This is a genomic window from Enterobacter sp. 342 (genome assembly GCF_036663495.1).
GTDB lineage: Bacteria > Pseudomonadota > Gammaproteobacteria > Enterobacterales > Enterobacteriaceae > Enterobacter.
The window spans coordinates 105,141-132,041 of record NZ_JAWUEI010000011.1; the positions used below are offsets into that span (position 1 = coordinate 105,141).

The 26,901-nt window shown below is 54.2% G+C and carries 28 protein-coding genes and 1 tRNA gene; 11 read left to right on the plus strand and 18 right to left on the minus strand.

Annotation, left to right across the window (positions count from 1 at the left end; genetic code table 11):
• The first annotated feature begins 1 nt into the window (after position 1).
• From V6E55_RS11460 to V6E55_RS11485, 6 genes are all read left to right on the plus strand, one after another.
• Positions 2-78 (plus strand) — tRNA-Arg (locus V6E55_RS11460).
• A gap of 117 nt (positions 79-195) precedes the next feature.
• Entirely contained in the window at positions 196-762 is a 567-nt protein-coding gene (gene yqaB, locus V6E55_RS11465; protein WP_028016807.1) for a fructose-1-phosphate/6-phosphogluconate phosphatase, read from the plus strand.
• Positions 759-1,187, plus strand: coding sequence for a YqaA family protein (locus tag V6E55_RS11470; protein ID WP_316942841.1), 429 nt, complete (start codon positions 759-761; stop codon positions 1,185-1,187). The genes yqaB and V6E55_RS11470 overlap by 4 nt, the downstream gene beginning before the upstream one ends.
• Before the next feature lie 83 nt (positions 1,188-1,270).
• Entirely contained in the window at positions 1,271-2,815 is a 1,545-nt protein-coding gene (gene gshA, locus V6E55_RS11475) for a glutamate--cysteine ligase (protein WP_236920499.1), read from the plus strand.
• Between the two features lie 153 nt (positions 2,816-2,968).
• Entirely contained in the window at positions 2,969-3,484 is a 516-nt protein-coding gene (luxS, locus tag V6E55_RS11480) for an S-ribosylhomocysteine lyase (protein ID WP_114978667.1), read from the plus strand.
• Positions 3,485-3,538: 54 nt separating this feature from the next.
• Positions 3,539-4,303: an AraC family transcriptional regulator gene (locus V6E55_RS11485; protein ID WP_316942842.1), complete on the plus strand. Its 765-nt coding sequence runs from the start codon at positions 3,539-3,541 to the stop codon at positions 4,301-4,303.
• On the opposite strand, the gene leuA is transcribed toward V6E55_RS11485, so the two are convergent.
• The 13 genes from leuA to V6E55_RS11550 form a co-directional block, all read right to left on the minus strand.
• The gene (gene leuA / locus V6E55_RS11490; RefSeq protein WP_316942843.1) at positions 4,290-5,945 is read right to left on the minus strand and encodes a 2-isopropylmalate synthase; all 1,656 of its coding nucleotides are present in this window, start codon (positions 5,943-5,945) and stop codon (positions 4,290-4,292) included. The genes V6E55_RS11485 and leuA overlap by 14 nt on opposite strands.
• A gap of 96 nt (positions 5,946-6,041) precedes the next feature.
• Positions 6,042-7,589 carry a multidrug efflux MFS transporter permease subunit EmrB gene (gene emrB / locus V6E55_RS11495; protein ID WP_114978670.1) on the minus strand — a complete coding sequence of 516 codons (1,548 nt, stop codon included), beginning with the start codon at positions 7,587-7,589 and terminating at the stop codon, positions 6,042-6,044.
• 16 nt (positions 7,590-7,605) lie between these two features.
• Complete coding sequence (emrA, locus tag V6E55_RS11500) at positions 7,606-8,778, minus strand: multidrug efflux MFS transporter periplasmic adaptor subunit EmrA (protein WP_236920502.1); 1,173 nt, start codon at positions 8,776-8,778, stop codon at positions 7,606-7,608.
• Between the two features lie 128 nt (positions 8,779-8,906).
• Positions 8,907-9,437 carry a transcriptional repressor MprA gene (gene mprA, locus V6E55_RS11505; protein WP_028016801.1) on the minus strand — a complete coding sequence of 177 codons (531 nt, stop codon included), beginning with the start codon at positions 9,435-9,437 and terminating at the stop codon, positions 8,907-8,909.
• Between the two features lie 314 nt (positions 9,438-9,751).
• Positions 9,752-10,936, minus strand: a complete 1,185-nt coding sequence (locus V6E55_RS11510; protein ID WP_316942845.1) for an MFS transporter — start codon at positions 10,934-10,936, stop codon at positions 9,752-9,754.
• A gap of 137 nt (positions 10,937-11,073) precedes the next feature.
• A complete protein-coding gene (gene proX / locus V6E55_RS11515; protein WP_236920503.1) occupies positions 11,074-12,069 on the minus strand; it encodes a glycine betaine/L-proline ABC transporter substrate-binding protein ProX in 996 nt (331 codons plus the stop codon).
• A gap of 9 nt (positions 12,070-12,078) precedes the next feature.
• The gene (proW, locus tag V6E55_RS11520) at positions 12,079-13,143 is read right to left on the minus strand and encodes a glycine betaine/L-proline ABC transporter permease ProW (RefSeq protein ID WP_316942846.1); all 1,065 of its coding nucleotides are present in this window, start codon (positions 13,141-13,143) and stop codon (positions 12,079-12,081) included.
• Positions 13,136-14,338 (minus strand): glycine betaine/L-proline ABC transporter ATP-binding protein ProV, encoded by a 1,203-nt coding sequence (proV, locus tag V6E55_RS11525; RefSeq protein ID WP_114978675.1) that lies wholly within the window; start codon positions 14,336-14,338, stop codon positions 13,136-13,138. The genes proW and proV overlap by 8 nt, the downstream gene beginning before the upstream one ends.
• A gap of 330 nt (positions 14,339-14,668) precedes the next feature.
• Entirely contained in the window at positions 14,669-15,628 is a 960-nt protein-coding gene (nrdF, locus tag V6E55_RS11530; protein WP_316942847.1) for a class 1b ribonucleoside-diphosphate reductase subunit beta, read from the minus strand.
• Between the two features lie 9 nt (positions 15,629-15,637).
• Positions 15,638-17,782 (minus strand): class 1b ribonucleoside-diphosphate reductase subunit alpha, encoded by a 2,145-nt coding sequence (gene nrdE / locus V6E55_RS11535; protein WP_316942848.1) that lies wholly within the window; start codon positions 17,780-17,782, stop codon positions 15,638-15,640.
• Positions 17,755-18,165, minus strand: a complete 411-nt coding sequence (gene nrdI, locus V6E55_RS11540) for a class Ib ribonucleoside-diphosphate reductase assembly flavoprotein NrdI (RefSeq protein WP_114978678.1) — start codon at positions 18,163-18,165, stop codon at positions 17,755-17,757. The genes nrdE and nrdI overlap by 28 nt, the downstream gene beginning before the upstream one ends.
• Positions 18,162-18,401, minus strand: coding sequence for a glutaredoxin-like protein NrdH (nrdH, locus tag V6E55_RS11545; RefSeq protein ID WP_316942849.1), 240 nt, complete (start codon positions 18,399-18,401; stop codon positions 18,162-18,164). The genes nrdI and nrdH overlap by 4 nt, the downstream gene beginning before the upstream one ends.
• 191 nt (positions 18,402-18,592) lie before the next feature.
• The gene (locus V6E55_RS11550) at positions 18,593-18,919 is read right to left on the minus strand and encodes a DUF883 domain-containing protein (RefSeq protein ID WP_129995118.1); all 327 of its coding nucleotides are present in this window, start codon (positions 18,917-18,919) and stop codon (positions 18,593-18,595) included.
• Between the two features lie 160 nt (positions 18,920-19,079).
• Here V6E55_RS11550 and V6E55_RS11555 point away from each other — a divergent pair, with 160 nt between their 5' ends.
• The gene (locus V6E55_RS11555; RefSeq protein ID WP_006811693.1) at positions 19,080-19,424 is read left to right on the plus strand and encodes a DUF2002 family protein; all 345 of its coding nucleotides are present in this window, start codon (positions 19,080-19,082) and stop codon (positions 19,422-19,424) included.
• Between the two features lie 32 nt (positions 19,425-19,456).
• On the opposite strand, the gene alaE is transcribed toward V6E55_RS11555, so the two are convergent.
• Positions 19,457-19,906: an L-alanine exporter AlaE gene (alaE, locus tag V6E55_RS11560; RefSeq protein ID WP_316942850.1), complete on the minus strand. Its 450-nt coding sequence runs from the start codon at positions 19,904-19,906 to the stop codon at positions 19,457-19,459.
• Between the two features lie 494 nt (positions 19,907-20,400).
• On the opposite strand from alaE, the gene stpA reads away from it, so the two are divergent.
• The gene (stpA, locus tag V6E55_RS11565; RefSeq protein ID WP_114978682.1) at positions 20,401-20,805 is read left to right on the plus strand and encodes a DNA-binding protein StpA; all 405 of its coding nucleotides are present in this window, start codon (positions 20,401-20,403) and stop codon (positions 20,803-20,805) included.
• Positions 20,806-20,843: 38 nt separating this feature from the next.
• Here stpA and V6E55_RS11570 read toward each other — a convergent pair whose 3' ends face one another.
• The 4 genes from V6E55_RS11570 to V6E55_RS11585 all read right to left on the minus strand — a co-directional run bounded on the left by V6E55_RS11570 (position 20,844) and on the right by V6E55_RS11585 (position 22,909).
• Positions 20,844-21,023, minus strand: a complete 180-nt coding sequence (locus V6E55_RS11570; protein WP_316942851.1) for a hypothetical protein — start codon at positions 21,021-21,023, stop codon at positions 20,844-20,846.
• 79 nt (positions 21,024-21,102) lie between these two features.
• Positions 21,103-21,624: a rhodanese family protein gene (locus V6E55_RS11575; RefSeq protein WP_316942852.1), complete on the minus strand. Its 522-nt coding sequence runs from the start codon at positions 21,622-21,624 to the stop codon at positions 21,103-21,105.
• Between the two features lie 9 nt (positions 21,625-21,633).
• Positions 21,634-21,933 carry an ArsR/SmtB family transcription factor gene (locus tag V6E55_RS11580; RefSeq protein ID WP_316942853.1) on the minus strand — a complete coding sequence of 100 codons (300 nt, stop codon included), beginning with the start codon at positions 21,931-21,933 and terminating at the stop codon, positions 21,634-21,636.
• 37 nt (positions 21,934-21,970) lie between these two features.
• Positions 21,971-22,909, minus strand: coding sequence for a LysR substrate-binding domain-containing protein (locus V6E55_RS11585; RefSeq protein WP_114978685.1), 939 nt, complete (start codon positions 22,907-22,909; stop codon positions 21,971-21,973).
• 320 nt (positions 22,910-23,229) lie between these two features.
• Here V6E55_RS11585 and V6E55_RS11590 point away from each other — a divergent pair, with 320 nt between their 5' ends.
• From V6E55_RS11590 to V6E55_RS11600, 3 genes are all read left to right on the plus strand, one after another.
• Entirely contained in the window at positions 23,230-23,835 is a 606-nt protein-coding gene (locus V6E55_RS11590) for an ankyrin repeat domain-containing protein (RefSeq protein ID WP_316942854.1), read from the plus strand.
• Positions 23,836-23,940: 105 nt separating this feature from the next.
• Positions 23,941-25,482: an acyl-CoA synthetase FdrA gene (gene fdrA, locus V6E55_RS11595; protein ID WP_316942855.1), complete on the plus strand. Its 1,542-nt coding sequence runs from the start codon at positions 23,941-23,943 to the stop codon at positions 25,480-25,482.
• Positions 25,482-26,897: a DUF1116 domain-containing protein gene (locus V6E55_RS11600; RefSeq protein ID WP_316942856.1), complete on the plus strand. Its 1,416-nt coding sequence runs from the start codon at positions 25,482-25,484 to the stop codon at positions 26,895-26,897. Before fdrA ends, V6E55_RS11600 begins: the two co-directional genes overlap by 1 nt.
• Positions 26,898-26,901: the final 4 nt, after the last annotated feature.

Here is a 26,901-nt window from a genome sequence, read left to right on the forward strand (position 1 = left end):
TGCATCCGTAGCTCAGCTGGATAGAGTACTCGGCTACGAACCGAGCGGTCGGAGGTTCGAATCCTCCCGGATGCACCATCTTCTCCTTCTTTGTTTATTCCTTCGACGTTCCGTCAGCAATCACACTCTCAGTCAGCGACAAAAATCGCCTTTTACGATAAAGTAATGCTTTGTTAATCGTTTAGCGAGAGCACGATGTACGCACAGTATGACGGTCTGATCTTCGATATGGATGGCACCATCCTTGATACCGAACCTACGCATCGTCAAGCCTGGACTGACGTTCTGGGCCGCTACGGTATGCGTTTCGACCTTCAGGCGATGATTGCCCTTAACGGATCCCCAACCTGGCGTATTGCACAGGCCGTGATTGAAATGAATCAGGCTGATCTCGACCCGCACCTGCTCGCCCGTGAAAAAACCGATGCAGTAAAAGCCATGCTTTTAGATACTGTACGCCCGCTGCCGCTGATTGATGTCGTGAAAGCGTGGCACGGACGTCGCCCGATGTCGGTGGGGACGGGCAGCGAAAGCGCGATTGCAGAGGCGTTGCTCAATCATCTTGGCCTGCGCCACTATTTTTCTGCCGTTGTTGCTGCCGATCATGTTAAAAATCACAAGCCCGCACCGGACACCTTCCTGCTCTGCGCAGAATTAATGGGCGTCCCGGCGGCAAAATGCGTCGTGTTTGAAGATGCTGATTTCGGTATTCAGGCCGCTCGTGATGCTGGAATGGCCGCGGTGGATGTGCGCTTACTGTGAGTGACGTACTGTCACTTGCTTCATTATTCGCCAGCAGTTTTTTAAGTGCTACGCTCTTACCGGGAAATTCGGAAGTGGTGCTGGTGGCGATGCTGTTGTCCGGCGTGAGTCAGCCCTGGTTGCTCGTGTTAATAGCAACAATGGGTAATAGCCTTGGAGGGCTGACTAACGTTATTCTTGGGCGTTCCTTTCCGCTGCGCGAAAAATCGCGCTGGCAGGAAAAGGCAGTCGGCTGGCTAAAACGCTATGGCGCTGCCACGCTGTTATTAAGCTGGATGCCTGTAATAGGTGATTTACTGTGTCTGCTGGCGGGATGGATGCGCATCTCCTGGGGACCAGTGCTCTTTTTTTTGTGCCTTGGCAAGGCGTTGCGATATGTCCTCGTGGCATGGGCAACTCTGCAGGGTATGACGTGGTGGCACTAATTGGTGGAATGAATACGCGACCTTCAATCGTCAACCATTACAATTATGCTGAGTAACATTACTTTGACAGGCGGGAGGTCAATTTGATCCCGGACGTATCTCAGGCGCTGGCCTGGCTGGAAAACCACCCTCAGGCATTGAAGGGTATTCAGCGTGGTCTTGAGCGTGAAACGCTGCGCGTTAACGCGGACGGCAGTTTAGCGACGACGGGTCACCCGAAGGCGTTAGGCTCGGCGCTGACACATAAATGGATCACAACCGATTTCGCTGAAGCGCTGCTGGAGTTCATCACTCCGGTGGAGGGTGATATTGATCATATGCTGGCGATCTTGCGCGACATTCATCGCTATACCGCGCGCAACCTGGGCGATGAGCGTATGTGGCCCCTCAGCATGCCGTGTTATATCGAGCAAGGTCAGGAGATCGAGCTGGCTCAATATGGCACCTCAAATATTGGCCGGCTCAAAACGCTCTATCGTGAGGGGCTGAAAAACCGCTATGGCGCGTTAATGCAGACCATCTCTGGTGTGCATTACAACTTCTCTTTGCCTATGGCGTTCTGGCAGGCGAAATGTGATGAAACGGATAAGGACGCGATCTCTGCGGGCTACTTCCGCCTGATCCGCAACTATTATCGCTTCGGCTGGGTGATTCCGTACCTGTTTGGTGCGTCGCCTGCCATTTGCTCATCGTTCCTGCAGGGAAAACCGACTACGCTGCCGTTCGAGAAAACCGAGTGCGGGATGTACTATCTGCCGTACGCGACTTCCCTGCGCCTGAGCGATCTTGGTTATACCAATAAATCGCAAAGCAATCTCGGTATTACGTTTAACGAATTGCACGAATATGTGGCAGGATTGAAGCGGGCGATCAAAACCCCGTCGGAAGAGTACGAGAAAATCGGCCTCGAGAAAGACGGCAAGCGTCTGCAAATCAACAGCAATGTGCTGCAGATTGAGAATGAACTGTACGCGCCAATTCGTCCTAAGCGCGTGACGCGTAGCGGTGAAACTCCGTCGGATGCTCTGCAGCGCGGCGGGATCGAATACATTGAAGTGCGCTCGCTGGATATCAACCCGTTCTCACCGATTGGTGTTGATGAGCAGCAGATTCGCTTCCTGGATCTGTTTATGGTCTGGTGCGTTCTGGCTGATGCGCCAGAAATGAGTTCAGACGAGCTGCTTTGTACCCGTACAAACTGGAACCGCGTAATTCTGGAAGGCCGTAAACCGGGTCTGACGCTGGGCATTGGCTGCGAAACAGCACAGTTCCCGCTGACGAAAGTCGGTAAAGATCTGTTCCGTGACCTTAAACGTGTTGCCCGGACAATGGACAGCATCGACGGTGGCGACGCATATCAACAGATCTGCGACCAACTGGTGGAATGTTTTGATAATCCGGAACTGACGTTCTCAGCACGCATTCTGCGCTCAATGATTGATCAAGGTATTGGTGGCACGGGGCGTTCACTCGGAGCAGAATACCGTGAGATGTTGATGCAGGAGCCGTTAGAAGTGCTGAGTGAAGCAGATTTTGCTGCGGAGCGTGATGCGTCTGTTGTGCGTCAGAAAGAGGTTGAAGCGGCGGATACCGAGTCGTTTGAGGCGTTTCTGGCGAAGCAGGCTTAAGCAGAAAAGAAAAAGGCCACATCGCTGTGGCCAAAATATACATCTCTGAATTCAGGGATGATGATAACAAATGCGCGTCTTTCATATACTCAGACGCGCATTCTGTAGAAGAGTTCAGTTTATTTTAAAAAAAATCACTATCGGAGGTGACGTATGCCGTTATTAGATAGCTTTACTGTCGACCATACCCGTATGGAAGCACCTGCTGTACGTGTGGCGAAGACCATGCACACTCCGCACGGCGACACGATCACCGTATTCGATCTGCGTTTCTGCGTGCCAAACAAAGAAGTGATGCCAGAGAAAGGTATTCACACTCTGGAGCATCTGTTCGCTGGTTTTATGCGTGACCACCTGAACGGTAACGGCGTTGAGATCATTGATATCTCTCCGATGGGCTGCCGTACTGGCTTCTACATGAGTCTGATTGGTCAGCCTGAAGAGAAACGCGTCGCAGATGCCTGGAAAGCAGCCATGGAAGATGTGCTGAAGGTAAAAGAGCAGAACCAAATCCCTGAGCTGAACATTTACCAGTGTGGTACTTACCAGATGCACTCTCTGGAGGAAGCACAGGAAATTGCGCGTCACATCATCGAGCGTGATGTTCGTGTGAACAGCAATGAAGAGCTGGCTCTGCCGAAAGAAAAACTGCAGGAACTGCACATCTAGTGCACTTTTTCCCTCTCCCGTTGGGAGAGGGGAGAGTGAGGGTTGTTTAACCCCATGACCACAACCTCAACATTCACCTTTACTCATCGTCCACTCGTTCCTTTTGCCCATGATTATGTTCATGGCGACAGCGAACCCTGGCATGAGCATGACTGCGCGCAACTGCTGCATACTCTGAGCGGGGTGGTGCGGGTTGATACCGCATCCGGCTGTTGGGTGGTTCCTCCTGGCCGCGGCGTCTGGCTGCCAGCGGGGACGCGTCATTCGCTTCGTATCACCGGTAACGTTGCAGCGCGCACGCTGTTTATCGAGCCGCTGGCGCGTGCCGATCTCCCTGCAGCGTGCCAGATCGTGCAGATCTCCCCACTGTTGCGCGAACTGATCCTCGCCTCTCTCTCACTGCCTGAATCTTACTCACCAGGGAGTCGTGATGAGCGCGTGTATGAACTCATTCTGGATGAAATTCGCATCATGCCTGTGCTGCCATTTCATCTGCCTGAGCCGGAGAGCGCCCCGTTACGCCACCTGTGCCAGCAGATCCGTCAGACGCCAGGGGATCGCTGGAACAGCCTTCAGGCCGCGAGTTCGCTTGGAATGAGCGAGCGCACGATGAACCGGCATTTTCAGCAGCAGACAGGATTACGCTACGTTGAGTGGCTGAGAAGGGCTCGTTTGCTGGAGGCGTTAGTGCGGCTGGCACAGGGCCAGCCGGTGCTACGCGTGGCACTGGAGCTGGGTTACGGCAGTCACAGTGCCTTTACGGCGATGTTTCGTCGGGTGATGGGCGTCTCTCCCAGCGATTACTTTAAAAACGACTGACGGCGTTAAAGAGTGCCTGAAGCGACGCACGCGCCACGTCGCTGTCAATGCCCACGCCCCAGCGGCTGGTGCCGTCCTGGAACAGGCAGCGGATATAGGCCACCGAGCGGCTGTCGCTGCGTTCGCCTAACGTATGCTCGTGATAATCCTTAATTACAAACGGGGCGTTGACCCAGCGGCTTAAGCCCTGAGCGGCGGCGGAGAGCAGACCGTTACCCTGGCCCTCCAGCTGGCGTGTTCCCCCTTGCGTGGCGATGCTTGCCGTTAAGCGCAACTGCCCGTCCTGCTGGCTGTCGCTGCGGTACGATTGCAGAGCAAATTGTGGCGTTGCCACCAGGCCGTAACGGGTACGGAACAGTTGCCACAGTGCATTTTGCGTCATCTCTTTTCCGTGGCGATCCGTTTCCTGCTGTACGTGCTGGCTGAAATCCTGCTGCAGCGCGCGGGGTAATTTCAGACCATGGTTCTGTTCAATAAGCCACGCGCTGCCGCTTTTCCCGGACTGGCTGTTCACACGGATCACCGCTTCGTAGGTGCAGCCGATATCCTGCGGGTCCACTGGCAGGTAAGGCATCTCCCAGCGTTCGCCAGGCTTGCGGGCATCAAAGCCTTTTTTGATCGCGTCCTGATGTGAGCCGGAGAAGGCGGTGTAGGCCAGCCGTCCTGCCCATGGATGGCGCGGGTGCACCGGAAGTTGGTTGCAGGTTTCGACCACTTCCACCACCCGATTCATCTCGCTAAAGTCGAGATTCGGGCTAACGCCCTGACTGTAGAGATTCATCGCCAGCGTCACCAGACAGACGTTCCCCGTACGTTCCCCATTGCCAAACAGACACCCTTCTACCCGGTCGGCACCGGCCATCACGGCCAGCTCGGCGCTGGCGACACCCGTACCGCGGTCGTTATGCGGATGGACGCTGATGCAGACGTCGCTGCGGCGGCTGAAGTGGCGACAGAAATACTCAATCTGATCGGCATAGACGTTCGGCGTGCTGACTTCGACAGTCGCGGGTAAGTTGATCACCATTGGTCGCTCATTGCAGGGCTGCCAGATCTCTGCCACGGCTTCACAAATCTCCAGCGCAAACTCCGGCTCGGTAAAGCAGAAGGTTTCCGGGGAGTATTCGTACTGCCAGCGGGTTTCCGGGGTCTCTTCGCAGAGCTTGCGGATAAGCCGCGTGGAGCGTGTTGCCAGCTCAACGATTTGCGCTTTCTCCATACCAAACACCAGGCGGCGGAACAGCGGGGCGGTCGCGTTATACAGATGGACGGTGGCCCGTTTCGCGCCGCGTAACGATTCAAAGGTGCGGATGATCAGGTCTTCCCGTGCCTGGGTTAACACCTGAATGGTGACGTCATCCGGGATGCGGTTCTCTTCAATCAACTGGCGAACAAAGTTGAAATCCGTCTGCGAGGCGGAAGGGAAGGCGACTTCAATTTCTTTAAACCCGCAGTTCAGCAGCAATTCCCAGAATTGCAGCTTGCGGGGGCTGTCCATGGGCTCGGCCAGGGCCTGGTTACCGTCACGTAAATCGGTGGAAAGCCAGCGTGGCGCACGAGTAATACGTTGCTCCGGCCAGCGACGATCGGGCAGTGAAAGGGTTGGGTAAGGCTGGTATTTGTCGGCGGGTGTATTCAGCATGATGCGCTCCTGTTGTCTTTTCACTATCGTGAATGGATTTCAGGAGCGCTGCTTTATCGAAACTGACAATGACTGTCGCGTTTTGGACAACGCGCTTTAGTGCGCGCCACCGCCTCCACCACCGGCACCAAACGGTGGACGGGCAAACCACACCAGACCCAGCAGGACGAGGAAGATCCCGGCCGACACCCAGAAAATCTCGTTTGCGGAGATAATCAGCCCCTGGCTGGTGATCTGCTGGGCGATCCAGCCGGATGCCTGCTGTTCCGTCATTCCCATTCCCTGAAGCTGGGCATACATCTGCTGAGAATTAGGGTTGAACGGGTTCACCGCTTCAGTGAGCTGAGCGTGGTGCATCGACTCACGGTTAGTCCACAGCGTCGTGGTGATCGACGTCCCGATGGAGCCTGCCAGCGTACGTGTAAAGTTCGACAAGCTCGATGCTGCCGCCATGCGCTCAGGCGGTAAACCGGAAAGCGTGATGGTGGTCAGAGGCATAAAGAAACAGGCCACGGCAAAGCCCTGGATAAACTGCGGCCACGCAGAGGCGCCAAAGTCCATTCCCGGTTCGAACGTATACGCGCGCCAGTAGAAGCACACGGCGTACATGATGAAGCTGAAGGTTACCAGCCTGCGCATGTCGAGCTTGTGGGCGAAACGGCCAATGATTGGCGACAACAGGACCGGAATCAATCCAACTGGCGCAGAGGCAAGACCCGCCCAGGTTGCTGTGTAGCCATATACCTCCTGCAATAGCTGCGGCAGCAGAACAATAGCGCCGAAGTAGAGCATGTAGGCGAGGCTAATACACAGACAGCCTATGGTGAAGTTTCGCGACTTAAACAGCGACAAGTCGACTATCGGGTTATCGTCGGTTAACTCCCAGACAATCAGGAAGCTCAGCGACACCACCGCGACAATCGTCAGGATGATGATCTCCCGGGAGTTGAACCAGTCCAGCTCTTTGCCCTGGTCGAGCATGACCTGCAGGCTACCGATGCCGAGGATCAATAACGCCAGGCCGACGCTGTCAATACGCCGCTGTTCGGTTCGCGTTTCCCTGCCACGTAGCGACTGCAACGTCATCATGACCACCACGGCGCCAATCGGTACGTTGATAAAGAAGATCCAGCCCCAGTGATAGTTGTCGCTGATATAGCCGCCTAAGATCGGCCCGCAAATCGGCGCGACGATCACGGTCATTGACCACAGCGCCAGCGCGATGGAGCGTTTGGCGGGTGGGTAGTTGTTCAGCAGTAAACTCTGTGACAAGGGAATTAACGGCCCGGCCACAATCCCCTGAATGACGCGGAAGAAAATCAGCATCGTCAGGCTGGTGGACATACCACACGCCCAGGAGGCGAGAACAAAGGCGATTGTCGACCACAGGAATAGCTTAACTTCACCGACGCGCTTCGCCAGCCAGCCGGTAATGGGGATTGAGATGGCGTTTGCCACCCCAAACGAGGTAATCACCCAGGTCCCCTGGCTCAGTGACGAGCCAAGGTTACCGGCGATAGTCGGGATCGCCACGTTTGCGATGGTGGAGTCCAGCACCTGCATGAATGTCGCCAGCGACAGCGCAATGGTCATAATGATCAGTTGCGCACCTTCCAGCGGTTTTTGCGGCTTTTGCTGTTGCATAACGCTCACCTTCGGATTAACCAGCGTTTGCCTTCACGATGTCATCGATCAGCTTGTTGACCGGATCGAGGCTAATTTCACGGGCGTTACTTTCATAAGCCGGGCTGCTACGCACCTGGCTTGCCAGGATTTGACCTTCACGGTTGGCGGTATCCACCGTCACCAGCGTCGAGAGGCCGATACGCAGCGGGTGATCTGCGAGCTGTTTTGGATCCAGCTCAATACGTACAGGCAAGCGCTGAACCACTTTGATCCAGTTACCGGTGGCATTCTGTGCTGGCAGCAGGGAGAAGGCACTGCCGGTCCCCATATCCAGACCCACCACTTTCCCGGTGTACTTGACGTCATCGCCGTAAATATCGCTGATAACTGTCGCTGCCTGGCCGATACGCATATGGGCAAGCTGCGTCTCTTTAAAGTTGGCATCGACCCACAGATTGTCTGCCGGAACAACGGCCATCAGCGGCGTGGTTGGGCTAATCTGCGCCCCAGGCTGTACGGAACGGCGGGAGACATAGCCGGTCATCGGGCTGACGATTTTAGTACGCTGCAGGGCAAGCCAGGTGTTACGCACTTCGGTCGCTGCCTGTTGCACGGCAGGCTGGTTTTCCAGGCGGGTCCCCAGCACCATCGCCTGGTTGGCGTTGTACTGTTGAATAGCCACATCCAGCTGTGCCTGAGCACTGGCAACGGCATCGCGTGCGTGTTGCAGCTCTTCACGGCCAATCAGGTTGGCAGTACCGAGCGGAACACGGCGGTTCAGGTCGCTCTGCGCCTGGGCCAGTGCCGTTTTCTGCACGTCAATGTTGGCCTGAAGCTGTTTGCTGTTGATCATCAACTGGCGAGTCTGACGGACACTGGAGGCCAGTGCCGTCTGTGCCTTTTCAAACGCCTGCTGAGCGTCGGTTGGATCCAGCGTGACCAACACATCGCCTTTTTGCACAAAGTCGGTGTTATCAGCCCAGACTTTCGTCACGCTGCCCGACACCTGCGCCATAATCTGTACCTGGTTCCCTGCCACGTAGGCGTCGTCTGTCTCTTCAGCATGACGCAATACTAAAAACCAATAGATCCCATATGCCACGGCAATAATGATAAAGAGCAAGGTCAACAGAAGAAGGGCGCTCTTACGTTTGCCTTTCTTATTGGCCGGTTGCTGCGGGGTAGTGCTCTCCGCATTTGCGCTCATTGTTGTTCTCCACGATCTTCTTATTTTCACATCGGCTGAGCCGACCTGTTGTCAGAAAGGCCAGCAGTGTGACGTGCTGGCCTGTCAGTTTTCATTTTTAAATCTGGATGTTCGAGCGTGTCGTCGCGTTAGCGCAGCGCCTCAAGAATAGCGCCGTCTTCATCCATCTGGTCCAGACGGGTAAGCAGCTTGCGAGTGATGTGCTCAAGCTGGTCACGCTCGGTGGTGCTGAGGGCAGACCAGAGTTTATGCAGGCAATTGTGCTGAGGTGGCAGCACCTCTTGCAGGAACTGGTGACCTTTATCGGTCAGTTGCAGATGCAGGCAGCGGCGATCGTTGTCGCTTTCACGGCGCTCAATCCAGCCGCGTTTTTCCAGCTCATCAGCAATACGGGTCGCATTGGTACGGGAGGAACCCAGTGCGCAGCTCAGCTCGGAAGGCTGAATACTGTGGTTTTCCTGAGACTCCAGAGTAATCAACGCCATAAACAACGTCTCGTTAATCCCTTGAGCTTTCAGCATTTTATTACGGTTTTCCAGTAGCTTACCCTGCATGTGCATGCACAGGCGAGTCAGCAGGATTTCCTGATACGGGAAGTCCTCATGGCGACTGGCGCGGAATTTAAGCATTTGTTCAATGGGCGTAAACGAACTATCCATTTGGGCATAACCTCATTAATTACAGCCGATATAGTAACGATGGTGACAAATAATGTAAATGAATTATTTGTGCGGTTATATCCGCCAAATTTATGTCACCATCAGAAAGCGCCGGGTAAGTCCGTGACCCGGTGAGCACAGAAAGCGTAGGGTGTGAACCCGCTGAAGAGAGGATGTGAGGACGGGGGTCTGAACTATTCATGCCGATTGTAAATATGTCACCCACATTAAAATTTCTGGGATAAATGATTACGTTTACATTAACAGACTGAAGGGCCTCTTTACACCCTAAGAGGCCCAACGCAATGTAAAACTTAGTTAATCGCATCCTGACGATGGTAGCCGCGCCACCATACAAGCAGGTTGAGCGTGGCGACGATGGCCCCAATTCCGCATACGCCTGACCAACCTGCATGCTGCCATGCCGAGGCTGAAATTAATGAACCTGCTGCGCCACCAATAAAGTAGCTGGTCATGTATCCGGCTGTGAGGCGGTTACGTGCCTCTGGTTTCACGCGATAAATCACAGTCTGATTGGTGATGTGAACGCCCTGCACGGTGAGGTCGAGCACCAGAATACCGACGATCAGCGCCAGTACCGAGACGTGTCCATACCAAATCGCCGCCCAGGAGAGCAGAAGTAAAATCAGCCCTGCGGAGGTGGTCAGATGGGATTTGCCCTTGTCGGCGAGCCCGCCAGCGGGACGCGCACCCAGAGCGCCAGCGGCGCCAGCCAGACCGAACAGACCAATCGTCGCTTCAGAATAGTTAAACGGTGGCGCGGCCAGCAGAAAGGCCATCGACGTCCACAAAATACTGAAATTGGCGAAGGTGAAACATCCCAGTAGGGCGCGAGTGCGCAGGAGTTTATCCTGCGTAAACAGACTGAAAACAGAGGCCAGAAGCTGCGGATAATTCAGGTGGTTCTCCTGCTTCACCTTCGGCAGGCCGCGCCACAGCGCCAGCGCCATCACGACCATCAATACGCTCGCCACCCAGTAAACAGTGCGCCAGCCACCAAGGCTTGCCAGCAACCCTGCAACGGTACGTGCCAGTAAAATCCCCAGCAGCAAGCCACTCATGATGGTGCCCACCACTTTGCCACGCTTTTCGGGGGAGGCAAGAGTAGCAGCGAGCGGGACCAGAATTTGTGCCACGACAGAAAACAGCCCCGTGAGCGCGGTGCCGATAATCATCATTGTTAATGACTGGCTACTGGCGGTGATTAGCATCCCACCGGCGGCCAGCAGGGTCATGGAGACAATCAACATCCGGCGCTCAAACATATCCCCCAGCGGTACCAGGAATAGCAGCCCGGCGGCATAGCCGAGTTGTGCAGCGGTGACGATAAAGCCTGCAGAGCTGGCAGAGAGATTGAACGCACGGGCGATGGTATCCAGCAGAGGTTGTGCGTAATAGTTGCTGGCGACAGCCAGACCCGTTGCCACGGACATTAAAAGGATGAGTGCGGGGCTAAGCCCTTGAGTTGTTTTGGTCATTGGTTTCAGGAATCATTAGTTGAGTGATTATTTTTCCGGAAACCATCATACCCAATGATTGTGAAAGTTGGGGGAGTGTTGGGTGTTGTATTGTGCGGTTTAGGTTCCCTCTCCGGGTGGAGAGGGAATTCGGAATATTACTTCTGCGCCTCGAGCGCCTCTTTCACCCAGCCGTCGAACTGCTGCTGGTGGGCTTTGATCCAGCCGTCCACATGACCTTTGATATCAGCCTCTGACGATTTACCTGCATGCATCATGGCATTCTGGGCGTTGATGTCAGCCAGCGGCAGTTTCATCACTGCGAACAGCTTCGCTGCCGCCGGGTTTTTCTCCGCCCAGGCTTTGTTGGCAACGATATGCATGGTGTTCACCGGGAAGCCGTAGTTCATACCATTCGGCAGTTTAGTGTCGATATCTTTCTGCTCACCCGGCAGGGAGGAGAACGGTACCTGCAGCCACACCACGTCTTTACCCGGTTTCAGCACGTCACTGACCCAGTACGGGGTCCAGGTGTAGTAGATAACCGGCTTGCCCTCTTTGAAACGGGCAATAGTGTCGGCCATCATCGCCGAGTAGTTACCGTGGCTCACATCGACCGTTTTTGCCAGATCATAGGCTTTGTTCTGGTGGTTAATGACCGCTTCACAACCCCAGCCCGGTGAGCAGCCCATCATGTCGGCTTTGCCGTCACCGTTGGTGTCGAACAGTTTGGCGATCTTCGGATCTTTCAGCTGTTCAATGTTGGTGATGTGATACTTATCGGCGGTTTTCTTGTCGATCAGATAACCCTGTGCCGCACCGGTCACCAAGGTGCCCTCGCGGTAAAATTTCTTGTCACCTCCGGCGGCGGCATACATATCATCATGCAGTGGCTGCCAGTTGACGGCGGTAAAGGTGGCATCGCCGGAGGCGATCGAGGTGTAGCCAACGTTGTAATCCACTTCGCTGGCGGTATTCACCGTATAGCCCAGTTTCTCCAGCGCACGGCTGACAATCTGGGTCTGGAAGGACTCTTCCGAAATGGTGCTCTGAACCGGTTGCACGGTAATGCCTTTGCCCGGCAGGTCGGCCGCATAGGTGCCGGTGGAGACAAGGGTGGCAAACGCTGTGGCAAAAAGTACGCTATGTCGCATCGTTGTTCCTTATTTTATGAATGGGCGGGTGAGTAACCCGACAGGGCCGGTGGTATACCAGCGACGGTTGCCGCGACTGCGTGAATCACGACCGACAGCCTGCGTCAGGCGGTCAAGAATAATGGCGAGGATCACAATCCCGACACCGCCGACAGTCGCCAGCCCCATATCGAGACGGCCAATACCGCGCAGGACCATCTGCCCCAGACCGCCAACGGCGATCATTGAGGCGATCACTACCATCGACAGGGCCAGCATCAGCGTCTGGTTTACGCCCGCCATGATGGTCGGCATCGCCAGCGGGAGCTGTACTTTAAACAGCATCTGACGCGGGCTGGCGCCGAAAGAGCGTGACGCTTCGATAAGGTCGGCAGGAACCTGATTAATCCCCAGAATGGTCAGACGAATAATCGGCGGCAGGGCGAAGATAATCGTCACCACCACGCCCGGTACGTTACCGATGCCGAACAGCATCACGATAGGCACCAGGTAGACGAACGCAGGTGTCGTCTGCATCGCATCCAGCAGTGGACGAATGATCTTTGCCTCCCGTGGACTGCGCGCCAGCCAGATCCCCATCGGCAAACCGATGACAATGCAGAAGAGCAGGGCGGTCAGCACCAGTGCCAGGGTGATCATCGCCTGCGACCACGCACCGATGGCGCCAATCGCAATCAACGAGATCAGCGTGGCGATCCCCATACCAGCACTACCAAACTGCCAGGCTATCAGGGAAAACAGCACAATCGCCACTGGCGCGGGCATACCCAGCATCAACTGCTGGAAGCCGTTGAGAATGTAATCTACCGGGACGCGGATCCCCTGGAAGAGCGGACGGAAATGGGTGACCACCCAGTCGATCCCTTCCGTCACCCAGCTATCCAGCGGGATCAGCGTCTTGTGGAACGGGTCCATGATGTTGAAGTGTTCTGGCGCCGGTGCCGGCGCGCTATTGAGCCAGTCTGCCGCGCCGCCACCATCAACAGGTGCTGGCGTGGAACCCCACGCATCGGCAGATTGTGCAGCGCTGTCTGCTGCTTCAGTGGTGCCCCACGGGTTTGATTGATCAGCCATTGTTTGCCCCCTCGCGATCTAAAGCCTGCAGCAACATGCGTTTTGAGATGATGCCGACGTACTGTTGTTCTTCACCAATAACCGGCACGGCACACGGTGCCTGGCCGACGTGAGAGAGCAACTCGCTGAGTGGTGTTTCGGCATCGACGGCAAGCGGAGTGTCGATTAACGCCGCATCAATTCCCTGGTTTTCGCTCAGGGCGGTTTTCAGGGAGTCGATGGACACAACGCCGATAAATTTATTGCCGCGTTCAACCAGATAACCGTATTCCCGGTCTTCATCCTGCAACAGCTTCAGTGCGGAGCGTGGGCCGAATCCAGGCGTTTTACGAATAATGCCGTTCGGTGTACGACGGGCAATATCTTTGGCGCTAAAGACCTGGCTAATATCCACACCGCGGAAGAAGGTTCGCACATAATCATTCGCCGGATTATTAAGAATTTCATCCGGTGTGCCGACCTGTACGACTTCGCCATTTTGCATAATGGCAATACGATCGCCAATACGCATTGCTTCATCGAGATCGTGGGAAATAAAGACAATTGTACGTTGATGTTTGGCCTGTAATTTTACCAGCTCATCCTGCATCTCGGTGCGAATTAACGGATCAAGCGCTGAGAAGGCTTCATCCATTAATAATATGTCTGGATTAATGGCTAATGCGCGGGCTAATCCCACGCGCTGACGCATACCGCCGGAGAGTTCATCCGGGTACGCATGAGCATAATTTTCCAGCCCTACCTGACGCAGTGCATCAAGGGCTTTTTCCTGGCGTTCATGGGCGGTCACACCCGCCAGTTCCATGCCAAAGGCGGTATTATCCAGTACCGTCATATGTGGCATCAGCGCGAAGGACTGGAATACCATCGCAATCTTCTTTCTGCGCACCTCGCGAAGCTCAGCGTCTGATATTCTGGCGATATCTACGCCGTCAATCAGCACCTGTCCGCGGGTGGGTTCAATCAGGCGATTGAGAAGGCGAACCATAGTGGATTTACCCGAGCCGGATAACCCCATGATGACGAAAATCTCGCCTTCTTCAATGGCCAGACTGGCGTCTTTAACGCCAAGCGATAGCCCTGTTTTTTCCAGAATTTGCTCTTTCGAAAGTCCTTTTTCGATATATTTGAAAGCACGCTGTGGATGCTCGCCAAATACTTTATAAAGATTTTTCACTTCTAATTTAATTGCCATGCAATAGAGAGTGTCCTGTTATTTGTTTATGTCGATATGATTACCATGGTAAATAGTTAACTGGCATAACCCTAACATACTGAGAATCTGAGACAACCCTGGGTTTGCTTATGGCATGAATTTTGCCGTAAGTGAAATGGCTGAATTTCCCATGAGCAAAGGGCTGAGCGTGATTTGAGTTTTTCTTAACTTTTTGTTGCAGCATCGGGGAATTTCGCCTGAACTGGACCTGTTCAGGCGAATATGACATGGACTTTACAGTGTAGTTGCTATGCAAATACTGGGGAGAAAAATGTCTGTTTATATTAAATTAACGAACGTTAGTGGTGATTAAAAATCCCAGTCCTCATCTTCGGTCTCTACTGCTTTACCCATTACATACGAGGAGCCCGATCCGGAAAAGAAATCGTGGTTTTCGTCAGCATTGGGTGACAGCGCGGCCAGGATCGCCGGGTTCACTTCCGCCATCTCTGGTGGGAATAACGCGTCGTAACCAAGATTCATCAGCGCTTTGTTGGCGTTGTAGCAGAGGAACGCTTTCACGTCTTCCTCCCAGCCGGTTCCGGCATACAGTTCCTCGGTATAGCTCAGCTCGTTATCGTACAAATCCATCAGTAAATCGAGCGCGAAGCCTTTGAGTTCCTCGCGCTTTTGCTCGCTGACTTTCTCCAGTCCTTTCTGATACTTGTAGCCAATGTAATACCCATGCACCGCTTCATCGCGGATGATCAGGCGAATCAAATCAGCGGTATTGGTCAGCTTGCCCCGGCTGGACCAGTACATCGGCAGCCAGAAGCCGGAATAGAAAAGAAAAGATTCCAGAAACACACTGGCGATCTTCTTCTTCAGCGGCTCATCAGCCTGATAATACGCCAGCACCAGATTCGCCTTGCGTTGTAATGACTCGCTCTCTTCGCTCCAGGTGTATGCCGCATCCACATCTTTGGTCTGGCACAGCGTGGAGAAAATCGAGCTGTAGGAGCGAGCATGCACCGCCTCCATAAAGCTGATGTTCGACATCACCGCCTCTTCATGTGGCGTCAGCGCGTCGGGCATCAGCGCAGGCGCGCCCACGGTGTTCTGGATAGTGTCCAGCAGCGTGAGCCCGGTAAAGACGCGGATTGTCAGCTGCTGTTCGGCGTGGTTCAGTGTTTGCCAGGCCGGGATATCGTTGGAGAGCGGCACTTTTTCCGGCAGCCAGAAGTTGCTGGTGAGCCGGTTCCACACCTCCAGATCTTTATCGTCCTGAATTTTATTCCAGTTAACGGCACTCACGCGTGATAGTTTCATCCTTTCTCCTTACAGCGCGCAGGATACGCAGCCTTCGATTTCGGTGCCTTCCAGCGCAAGCTGACGCAGGCGAATGTAGTACAGCGTCTTGATGCCTTTCTTCCAGGCATAGATCTGTGCCTTGTTGATATCGCGGGTGGTGGCGGTATCCGGGAAGAAGAGCGTCAGTGACAACCCCTGGTCCACGTGTTTTGTTGCCTCGGCGTAGGTGTCGATAATCTTTTCCGGCCCGATTTCATAGGCGTCCTGGTATAGCGCCAGATTGTCGTTGGTCATAAACGGGGCAGGGTAATAAACGCGCCCGGTTTTGCCTTCTTTGCGGATCTCTATTTTCGACACAATCGGGTGAATACTCGACGTGGCATGGTTGATATAAGAGATCGAGCCGGTCGGTGGCACCGCCTGCATGTTCTGGTTGTAGATGCCGTACCGCATTACGTCATCACGCAGGTGTTGCCACATCGCGCGCGTGGGCAGGGTGATCCCGGAACGGTCAAACAGCTGGCGTACTTTCCCGGTTTTTGGCTGCCAGTCGCCTTCCAGATACTGGCTGAAATACTCGCCACTGGCGTAGCGCGACTGCTCAAAACCAGCGAAGCGCTGGTTGCGCTCGCGCGCCAGCATCATTGAGGTATGCAGCGCATGCCAGGTGACGGTGTAAAAATAGAGGTTGGTGAAATCCAGCCCTTCCGGGCTGCCATAGGCGATGCCTTCCCGTGCCAGATAACCGTGCAGGTTCATCTGCCCAAGACCGATGGCATGCGACGCGGTATTTCCCGCTTCAACAGAAGGCACGCTGCGGATGTGGCTCATGTCCGACACCGCCGTCAGCCCGCGAATGGCGGTTTCAACCGTGCGGCCAAAATCCGGGGAATCCATGGTGTGGGCAATATTCAGCGACCCGAGATTGCAGGAGATATCTTTGCCGATATCCACGTAGTCCAGGTTTTCATCGTAGGCCGACGCGCTGTTGACCTGCAAAATCTCCGAGCACAGGTTGCTCATGTTAATGCGACCGGCAATCGGGTTGGCGCGGTTCACCGTGTCTTCATACATGATGTACGGATAGCCGGACTCAAACTGGATCTCCGCCAGCGTCTGGAAGAAATCGCGGGCGTTGATGTAGGTTTTACGAATGCGCTCATCGGCCACCAGGTCGTCATACAGCGCACTGATAGCGACATCACCGAACGCTTTCCCGTAGATACGTTCGATATCGTAAGGTGAGAACAGCGCCATGTTGGCATTCGCTTTGGCGAGGGCGAAGGTGATATCCGGGATCACCACGCCGAGCGACAGCGTTTTGATGCGGATTTTTTCATCGGCGTTTTCGCGTTTGGTGTCGAGAAAACGCAGAATATCCGGATGGTGCGCGTGCAGATACACCGCGCCTGCCCCCTGGCGTGCGCCAAGCTGGTTGGCATAGGAGAAGGCATCTTCCAGCATTTTCATCACCGGGATCACGCCGGAGGACTGGTTTTCAATGCGCTTAATTGGCGCACCGGCTTCACGCAGGTTAGAGAGTAAAAACGCCACGCCGCCGCCACGTTTGGAAAGTTGCAGCGCCGAATTCACCGCGCGACCAATCGACTCCATATTGTCTTCAATACGCAGCAGGAAGCAGGAAACCAGCTCGCCGCGCTGGGCTTTACCACAGTTAAGGAAGGTCGGCGTGGCGGGCTGGAAGCGGCCGGAGAGGATCTCCGCCATCAGCCGTTCAGCCAGTGCTTCATCGCCCTGGGCCAGCGTCAGCGCTACCATCACCACGCGGTCTTCAAAACTTTCGAGATAGCGTTTACCGTCGAACGTTTTCAGCGTGTAGCTGGTGTAATACTTCCACGCCCCGAGGAAGGTCTGAAAACGAAAACCGCTGGCGTGCGCGCGTTCAAACAACCTCACCACAAAGGCGCGATCGTAGCGGGTGAGGACGCGTTCTTCGTAATAGCCTTCATTGACCAGAAAGTCGAGCCGCGCATTCTGGCTTTCAAACGTTATGCTATTGGGGCGGACGTGGGCGGTGAAAAAGGCGTCCACTGCCTCATGGTCTTTGCCAAACTGGATGCGCCCCTCGCGGTCATAGAGGTTAAGCATCGCGTTTAATGCGTGGTAATCCGGTGTCGCCTGAATTACCCGTTCTGCGGTTGTCGTTGCCAAAATTCCTTCACTCCTTTACGCACGTTCTCTACGTCCTGCTGTGTCCCCATCAGTTCGAAACGATAGAGATACGGCACGCCGCATTTTTGAGAGATAACATCCCCGGCGCGACCAAAGGCGTCGCCGAAATTGCGATTACCCGCCGCGATCACGCCGCGAATATGCTGTCGGTTATGGGGATCGTTAAGAAAGCGGATCACCTGGCGGGGAACTGCCCCCGCCGTACCGCCGCCGCCATAGCTGGGCACCACCAGTATGTAAGGTTCCTCTACCTGGATCCGCTCCCGCTCGTTCAGCGGAATGCGGGTCGCAGGCAGCCCGAGGCGCTCGATAAAGCGGAGCGTGTTTTCCGAGCTGCTGGAGAAGAAGACCAGCCCACTCATGCCCTGACGGCCTGAGCGGCGAGGCGGTTGATCATATCCGGACGGAAACCTGACCAACTGGTTTCCCCGGCAACCACCACCGGGAGCTGGCGAAAACCCTGCGCGCGCAGGATATCGGCTGCTTCTGGCTGCTGGTCGATATTCACCACCTCAAATGCCACCCCGCGGCTTTCCATCGCACGTTTAGTCGCATGGCACTGAACGCAATCGTTACGAGTGTAAATAATAATGCTCATGATTCGTATTTCCATTTAAAATGAGAGCACGGCGCGAATGTACGCGTCAGGACTGTGTGTCTTGCTAAAAGGAATACTAGATGTAGTTATCTTAAGTTTCAACCATACAAGATATGGGAAATTTAGATTGGTTTTGCCCCGATGATGAGCACAACGGGGCAGGGCAGGCTGTGCGGGTTTTTCAGGCGGGGTTACTTACGCAGGTTAAGCAAGGCACCCACAAAGATACCGACGGCGGCTACGGTACCCAGCGTACAGAGCGGTCTTTCACGAACAAAGGTGCTTGCACAGCTGACTGCATCACAGGCCGCCTGAGTCGTACGTGAACGGCCGTTCATCCGCGCGCGGGTTTCACGGAGCAGAGACTGAGCCTTACGTTTTGCGGCATCCGCTTCGTCCTTCGCGTCAGTTCCCCAGGATTTCAGTACCTCTTCCAGTGAGTCAGCTAATTGGCTGACATCATTACGAATATCCTGAGCGTCGTCGTTAATATCGTTTCGGTTCGGTCTGTTAAACATACGATCCTCCGTAATTTTGTGTTCCCGTTTAGTTTAGTTCAGAAATGTAATATCTGAAGTGCATCACGCGTTATCAGGCAGTTTATGGAATATTCTGAAAGCCCTGCTAATGCTGAATACTGTAAGGTTGCCGGGCAGGAAAAGATAACGAGGAAAAGATATGTATTTACGACCTGATGAGGTGGCGCGCGTTCTTGAAAAAGAGGGATTCACCATGGATGAGGTGACATCAAAAGCGTATGGATATCGCCGTGGCGAGAATTATGTTTACGTTAATCGTGAAGCCAGAATGGGACGTACCGCGCTCATTATTCACCCGACACTGAAAGACAGAAGTTTGTCATTTGCTGAGCCAGCCTCGGATATTAAAACCTGCGATCATTATCAGCAATTTCCGCTCTATTTAGGCGGCGAGACGCATGAACATTATGGTATTCCGCATGGCTTCAGTTCGCGTATGGCACTGGAGCGGTTTTTGAAGGGACTGTTTGGCGACGTACAGTAAATCAGCGACTGGCGTGCGCCAGTCGCCTCACATTACGCTTTAGCCTGACTGTACTGGCTGACCTTGAACAGGCGGCGACAGTAGTCGAGAAAATAGCCGTACACCGCACCCATCAGCATTGAAATCACAATATTCGAACTGACCGCCGCGACGATCTGGTGCCAGTCTGCGCCGACTGTCAGCAGAATAGCCACGTAAACCGGGGACTGGAACGTCACATACGCCAGAATGTCAGCCAGGTTTTTGACCCAGCCAGCGGGGCTGATACGGCGTGCAAGGCGCATGACTGCATCGCGGTATAATCCATAAGGCCAGGCAATAATAATGTTAACCGGAATTGCCACCAGACGAGATGAAAGTGACTGCTCGAAGGTCATTCCGGAGAGGAATATTTCAATCAGCATGTTCACGACAGAACAGTAGACAACCATCGCGAAAGTATCCGCTACCGCATGGCGAAGGCGTGATTGCGGTGAGAACATGTCTGAACTCCTTGAGAAGAACACAATAAAAACGATTTTCCCGCAGCGATTAGTGCTTTAGGTTGGTTTGTTTGACGTGTATAGCGTATATCTCTGTGTTTGAACTAACAACTAGTGATTAATTTTTATTTAATCTCGTTTTGTCCACAAAATTCTCTAAAATTGATTGTTTTTTGTTCGGTTCGGTATTTTCTGTCTCTGTGGGTTGTTTTTATATAAAAATCAAATAGTTGATTTTGACATCTCAGATGGGGGAGTCAGTTACTTCTTATGTCGAGTTATATGCTGTGATTTGTTTTAAGGTTGACCATTTGTATTGATTATGTGAATGCAGGCGGGCGTATCCCGTACGCGGCATCGGATATTATTAATGACGTTATCTAAAAATATTTACATTATTGTCAGGAAAGTCCTGTGGGTAGATATTTAGACAGAAATGAATTATTCTGACTGTGATTTCTCTATTTACCCCAAAGAAAAGGTTTTCAAATAATATGTCTTTGACGTTACAGAATCTTAATAATATCCGAACTCTGCGCGCCATGGCGCGTGAATTATCCCTGGACGTTCTTGAGGAAATGCTGGAAAAGGTCAGGGTCGTTGCTGAAGAGAAACGTAATGAGCTGGCGGAATTAGAGTTGCAGCGTACTGAGCAGCAGGAAAAAATTAACGCTCTGCTGGAACTGATGAAAGCCGATGGTATTTCACCGACTGACCTGCTGGGTTCAGATCTGGCGCAGGCAGGAAAGACGGCGAAAAAACGTAAAGCGCGTGAAGCAAAATATCGCTTTATTGACCAGAACGGTGAAGAAAAAACGTGGACTGGCCAGGGCCGTACACCGAAGCCAATTGCCAGTGCACTGGCAAACGGTAAATCACTGGATGATTTTCTGATCTAATCCATGAGCCGGACGGATCACTCCGTCCGGTTGTCTGTTTAGCAGACGCCGAAATCACCGTCTTCGGTATACAGAGTCAGATCGCTGGCTTTCAGGGTATATTTCTCGCCTTGTTCATTGCTGGCCTGTACAGCCACAATGCTTTCACCCTCAACTTCAATGACTTTCAGTTTCGGGCCGCCATTACGCGGTTGCACATAATCACCGACAGAAAACATATTACCTCCTCATCGTTTTAGCGAACTTCACCTTAGCCCACGCGCGCAGCCGGGTACAGTGTAATTCACGGATTACTGCTTATGAGGTACGTCGGTTCCATGGCATCACCTTCAGCAGTCGTGCCATACCGCAAAAACCGGTCAGTCCTGCGAACAGCAGCCCGGCTCCCACAAAACCGCTGAGCAGGAAAAAGCTGCTCGAAACGCTATAGCCCAGCACCACGCCACAGAGAATCAACAGCCCGGCGGCAATTTGCACCTGGCGCATCAGCGGGAGCGGCTGCGATTTGTCCTCGACAGTCAGCAGTCCGGCCTGCTTCCAGCCCTGAATGCCACCCTCGACGACAAATGCCTGAGCGGGGGCAGCAGCCTGTGCAAGGCGGTCAGCATTCCCGGACGTCCGGGCACCGGACTGACAGTGAAAAATCACGGTTTCACCCGCCTGTGTAGTCAGTCCGCCGGGTAAGGTATCCAGCGGTACGCACTGCGCAGCCGGAATATGCTCACGGGCATACTCATCGGCATCACGAATATCAATCAGTTTTGCACCTTCAGCAATGCGCGAATTGGCCTGCTGCGGTGAAAGAAGAGGAAGTGACATAGCGACTCCTTACGGGCAATAAAGGGTTTTCAGGGTGCTGATAAGCTGATGCACAGCATTGTTTTTAATGAAATAGAGAATGCGCTGCGCTTCGCGGCTGCTGTCGATAAGACCTTCTTCACGCATACGCGCCAGATGCTGCGACGTGGCGGAGGGGCTAAGTCCCGTTGCACGAGCCAGTTCCCCCGCACTGGTGCCGGGTGCACCACACAGCGTGCAGAGGATCAGCAGCCGACGCGGGTTGCTCATCGCTTTTAAGAGTCCTGCGGCCTGCTCAGCGCTGGCCTGAAGTTGTTCGAGTTCAGTCATGATATTTTAGCGTTTACTTAATTAAGTAAATGCTAAACTAATTTATCGCTTCGCGCCACAAGAGATCGCTATAGATGTGGGTCAGCACCCCCGCAGGGCCAAATTGTTGTTTGATCCAGCGCGTGACCTGGCCGGTCGCCGCATGCTGCGTGGCGAGCAGCATGCGTGAGTCCTGACGTGGATTATTAATGCGTCGGGTGACCAACAACCCTTCTTCCACCGCCTCGCGGGCCATATATTCGGGTAAGAACCCGATCCCTTCCCCCAGGATCTGACACTGACATTTGGTGTTGAAATCCGGCACCAGAATCGCTTCCTGGCCGTGTAATAGCCAGCCGACCTTCTTGTTAATGGTATGGGCGGTATCTTCCACCATGATGTTGGGGTACAGGCGTAGCTGGCTCTCTGCTATTGGTTCCGGGACGAAGGCCAGCGGATGTTCCGGCGCGATGGCGAATACCCAGCGGATAGCGCCAATCTCGGTGTAATCAATACCACCGCCGTCGAGCAGTGTGTCCGGCGCACCAATGGCAATATTGGCCTGGTTGTTGATGATGGAGTCCCAGACGCCGTTATACACCTCGGTCGTCACGGTTATCTGGCAGGTGGGAAACTGCTTTTTCAGCACCTGCAGCAGCCGCGCGGTATGGCGTGGGGTGTATAAAAGCTGATTGATACAGATGCGTACTCGCGCTTCAATGCCCTGAGAAATGGTGTCTATCCCGCGTTTGATGGCATAAAAATCATTCAGCAGATCAGTGGCTTTGCGATAAAAGTAAAAACCGGACTCGGTCAGCTCAATGCTGCGCGTGTTGCGCACAAACAGCACAACGTCTAAGCCGGTCTCCATCCGCTTGATGGTGTAACTGATGGCCGAGGTGGTGACGCCCAGCTCGGTAGCGGCCTTGCTGAAACTGCCGAAGCGTGCGGCGGTGGTAAAGGCCAGCAGGTTCTCTTCGGTAAAGATAGAATTCATATCACTGCTCCTGTGAGTCATCAGTTTTGAACATATTTTAACAGCGTTGTTACAACGCATTTGAAGCCGATCACAGTTCTGACTTTTTGCTGTAAGTCGCGCAGAGCAAGGCTTTGTCAGGCATAAGCAGAATGCAGCCTTACGCGTTAAAAAGCGCGAAAACATAAGGAAAAGAGTGCACGGCCGCACGTTTTGGTTGAATTGTTGAATTTAACTCAATAATGAATTGACTGTCGATGAATCATTTTTAAGCGGATTCTTTTCTGAAAAGCCTGTTGCTATTCTCAGTTCATCAGCAATACATCATCGGGAGTCTGAATATGTCTGCAAATGAACTGGTTACTGAATTTTTGCTGGCGGCAGAGCAGGGCGATATTGAAGGGTTAAAAAATTGTCTCGCAAATGGGGTGGATATTAACGCCACCAACCGCCAGAAAAGAACCGCCATTATTATTGCCAGCCTGAATAAACACTATGCGTGTGTTGAGTTATTAATTACCGCCGGCGCGGATATTGATAAACAAGACCAGACCTGTTTTAACCCCTTCCTGATTAGCTGCCTGACAAACGATTTAACCCTGCTGCGCATCGTGCTTCCGGCAAATCCGGATCTCGACCGTCTGACGCGTTTCGGTGGTGTGGGCATTACACCCGCCAGCGAAAAAGGGCACGTGGAAATTGTGCGCGAATTGCTGGAGAAAACCGATATTAACGTTAACCACACCAACTTTGTTGGCTGGACACCGCTGCTGGAAGCCATCGTGTTAAACGACGGCGGCGCGAAGCAGCAGGAAATTGTGAAGCTGCTGCTGAATCACGGCGCGAACCCGCATATGACCGATAAATACGGAAAAACGCCGCTCGAACTGGCGCGGGAAAAAGGCTTCAACGCGATCGCTGACCTGCTGATGGCGGCGGGCGCGTAACCTATCCGGCCAGCCTTACCGGCTGGCAACCCTGACATTAAGCATTTTACCGGCGTGCATTTCGCACGACGGCGGCCCCCTTTTATCCTCTTTCAGGAGAAAATAATGCCAACAAAAATCGTCATAAAAAAGAATACCTACTTCGATTCGGTTTCATTAATGTCCGTTTCCACCAAAGCCAATAAATTGCCGGGTGTTGAGCAGGCCTTTGTGGCCATGGCGACGGAGATGAATAAAGGTGTCTTAAAAAATCTCGGATTATTAACGCCGGAATTAGCCGATGCCAAAAACGGCGACCTGATGATCGTTATTAAAGGCGATGCGGCAAATGATGAAACGCTGGCGGCCATTGAAGCTCTGTTCACGCGTAAAGAGAGCGCGGGATCCCATGAAGCGCGCTATGCGACGATTGCCAGCGCCAGCACGCACCGTCCGGATAGCAATCTGGCGGTGATTTCAGTCAATGGTACGTTTGCCGCCCGCGAAGCGCGCCAGGCGCTGGAGAACGATCTCAACGTGATGTTGTTTTCCGATAACGTATCACTCGACGACGAGCTGGCGCTGAAGCAACTGGCGCACCAGAAAGGGCTACTGATGATGGGACCGGACTGCGGCACCGCCATTATCAACGGTGCGGGGTTGTGCTTCGCCAACGCGGTGCGCCGCGGGCCGATTGGTATTGTCGGTGCATCCGGTACCGGCAGCCAGGAGCTGAGCGTGCGCATTCACGAATTCGGCGGCGGTGTGTCACAACTGATTGGCACCGGCGGGCGCGATCTCAGCGAGAAAATCGGTGGCATGATGATGCTCGATGCCATTGAGATGCTGGAAGCGGACGACGCCACGCAGGTGATTGCACTCATCTCCAAACCGCCTGCGCCAGCGGTCGCTGAAAAGGTGTTGGCCCGCGCGCGCGCCTGCCGTAAGCCTGTGGTTGTCTGTTTCCTGGGTCGCAATGACCCACCTGCCGATGAAGACGGGCTGCAGTTTGCCCGTGGCACTAAAGAAGCGGCCCTGAAAGCTGTCCTGCTCACCGGCATCAAAAAAGAGTCGCTTGATCTGCACCCTCTCAACTGGCCGCTGATCGAAGAGGTGCGTGACCGCCTGACTCCACAGCAGAAGTACATTCGCGGCCTGTTCTGCGGCGGCACGCTGTGCGATGAAGCCATGTTTGCCGCGCTGGAGAAATTCGACAACGTCTACAGCAACATTCAGCCGGATCCAACAAAGCGCCTGAGCGACATCAACGTCAGTAAAGCCCACACCTTCCTCGACTTTGGTGACGACGATTTCACCAACGGCAAACCGCACCCGATGATCGACCCAACTAACCGCATCAGCCGTCTGTTGCAGGAAGCGCGCGATCCGGAGGTGGGGGTGATCGTCATGGATTTCGTGCTGGGCTTTGGCGCACACGACGATCCGGTCGGGGTGATGCTCGACGCCATTAAAGAGGCTAAGGCGATGGCGAAAGCCGACAACCGACCGCTGGAAATTCTGGGTTACGTGCTGGGCACTGACCAGGATCCGCAGTCGCTGGCGCAGCAGTGCCAGCTTCTGACCGATGCAGGTGTGATCTGGGCCAGCAGCAGCACCAATACCGGATTACTGGCGCGTGAATTTGTCTGCAAAGGGGAGAAAGCATAATGACGACTTTATTTAACCAGCCGCTGAACGTGATTAACGTCGGTATTGCGATGTTCAGTGACGACCTCAAAAAACAGCACGTGCCCGTCACCCAACTCGACTGGACGCCGCCGGGGCAGGGCAATATGCAGGTGGTGGAAGCGCTGGATCAGCTGGCGAGTAAACCACTGGCGGAAAAAATTGCCGCGGCCAACACCCTCGCCCTCGAGCGCATTATTCAGTCCCATCCGGTGCTGGTGGGTTACGGCCAGGCGATCAACGTCGTACCAGGCATGACCCGCACCACTATTTTGCATGCCGGTCCGCCGGTGACGTGGGAAAACATGTGTGGCGCGATGAAAGGGGCGGTAACCGGCGCGCTGGTGTTTGAAGGGCTGGCAAAAGATATCCGCGACGCCGAGCGCGTGGCGGCTTCCGGAGAAATCACCTTCTCGCCATGCCACGAGCACGACTGCGTGGGCTCCATGGCTGGCGTCACTTCGGCATCGATGTTTATGCACATCGTCGAAAACAAAACCTACGGCAACCGCGCGTTCACTAACCTCAGCGAGCAGATGGCGAAAATCCTGCGCATGGGGGCCAACGACCAGAGCGTGATTGACCGCCTGAACTGGATGCGTGACGTTCTCGGGCCGATGCTGCGCGACGCCATGAACATCATCGGTGAAATCGATCTGCGCTTGATGCTGGCACAGGCACTGCACATGGGCGACGAATGCCACAACCGCAACAACGCGGGCACCACGCTGCTGATCCAGGCGCTGACACCGGGGCTGATCCAGGCGGGCTACCCGGTGGAACAGCAGCGCGAGGTCTTTGAGTTTGTTGCCAGCAGCGACTACTTCTCCGGCCCGACGTGGATGGCAATGTGTAAAGCCGCGCTGGACGCTGCTCACGGCATTGAATACAGCACTGTAGTGACCACCATGGCGCGTAACGGCTATGAATTCGGCCTGCGTATTTCCGGCCTGCCCGGACAATGGTTTACCGGCCCGGCGCAGCAGGTCATTGGCCCGATGTTCGCAGGCTACAAACCGGAAGACTCCGGGCTGGATATCGGCGACAGCGCCATCACCGAAACCTACGGCATTGGCGGCTTTGCGATGGCAACCGCCCCGGCGATTGTGGCGCTGGTGGGCGGTACGGTGGAGGAAGCCATCGACTTCTCTCGCCAGATGCGCGAAATCACCCTTGGTGAAAACCCGAATGTCACCATTCCGCTGCTGTCGTTTATGGGCATTCCTACTGCCATCGACATCACCAGAGTGGCAGGCAGCGGCATTCTGCCGGTGATCAATACCGCGATTGCCCACAAGGACGCCGGTATCGGCATGATTGGGGCGGGCATCGTTCACCCGCCGTTTAGCTGTTTTGAAAAGGCGCTGTTGACCTTCCGCGATCGCTACTTTTTATAAGGCA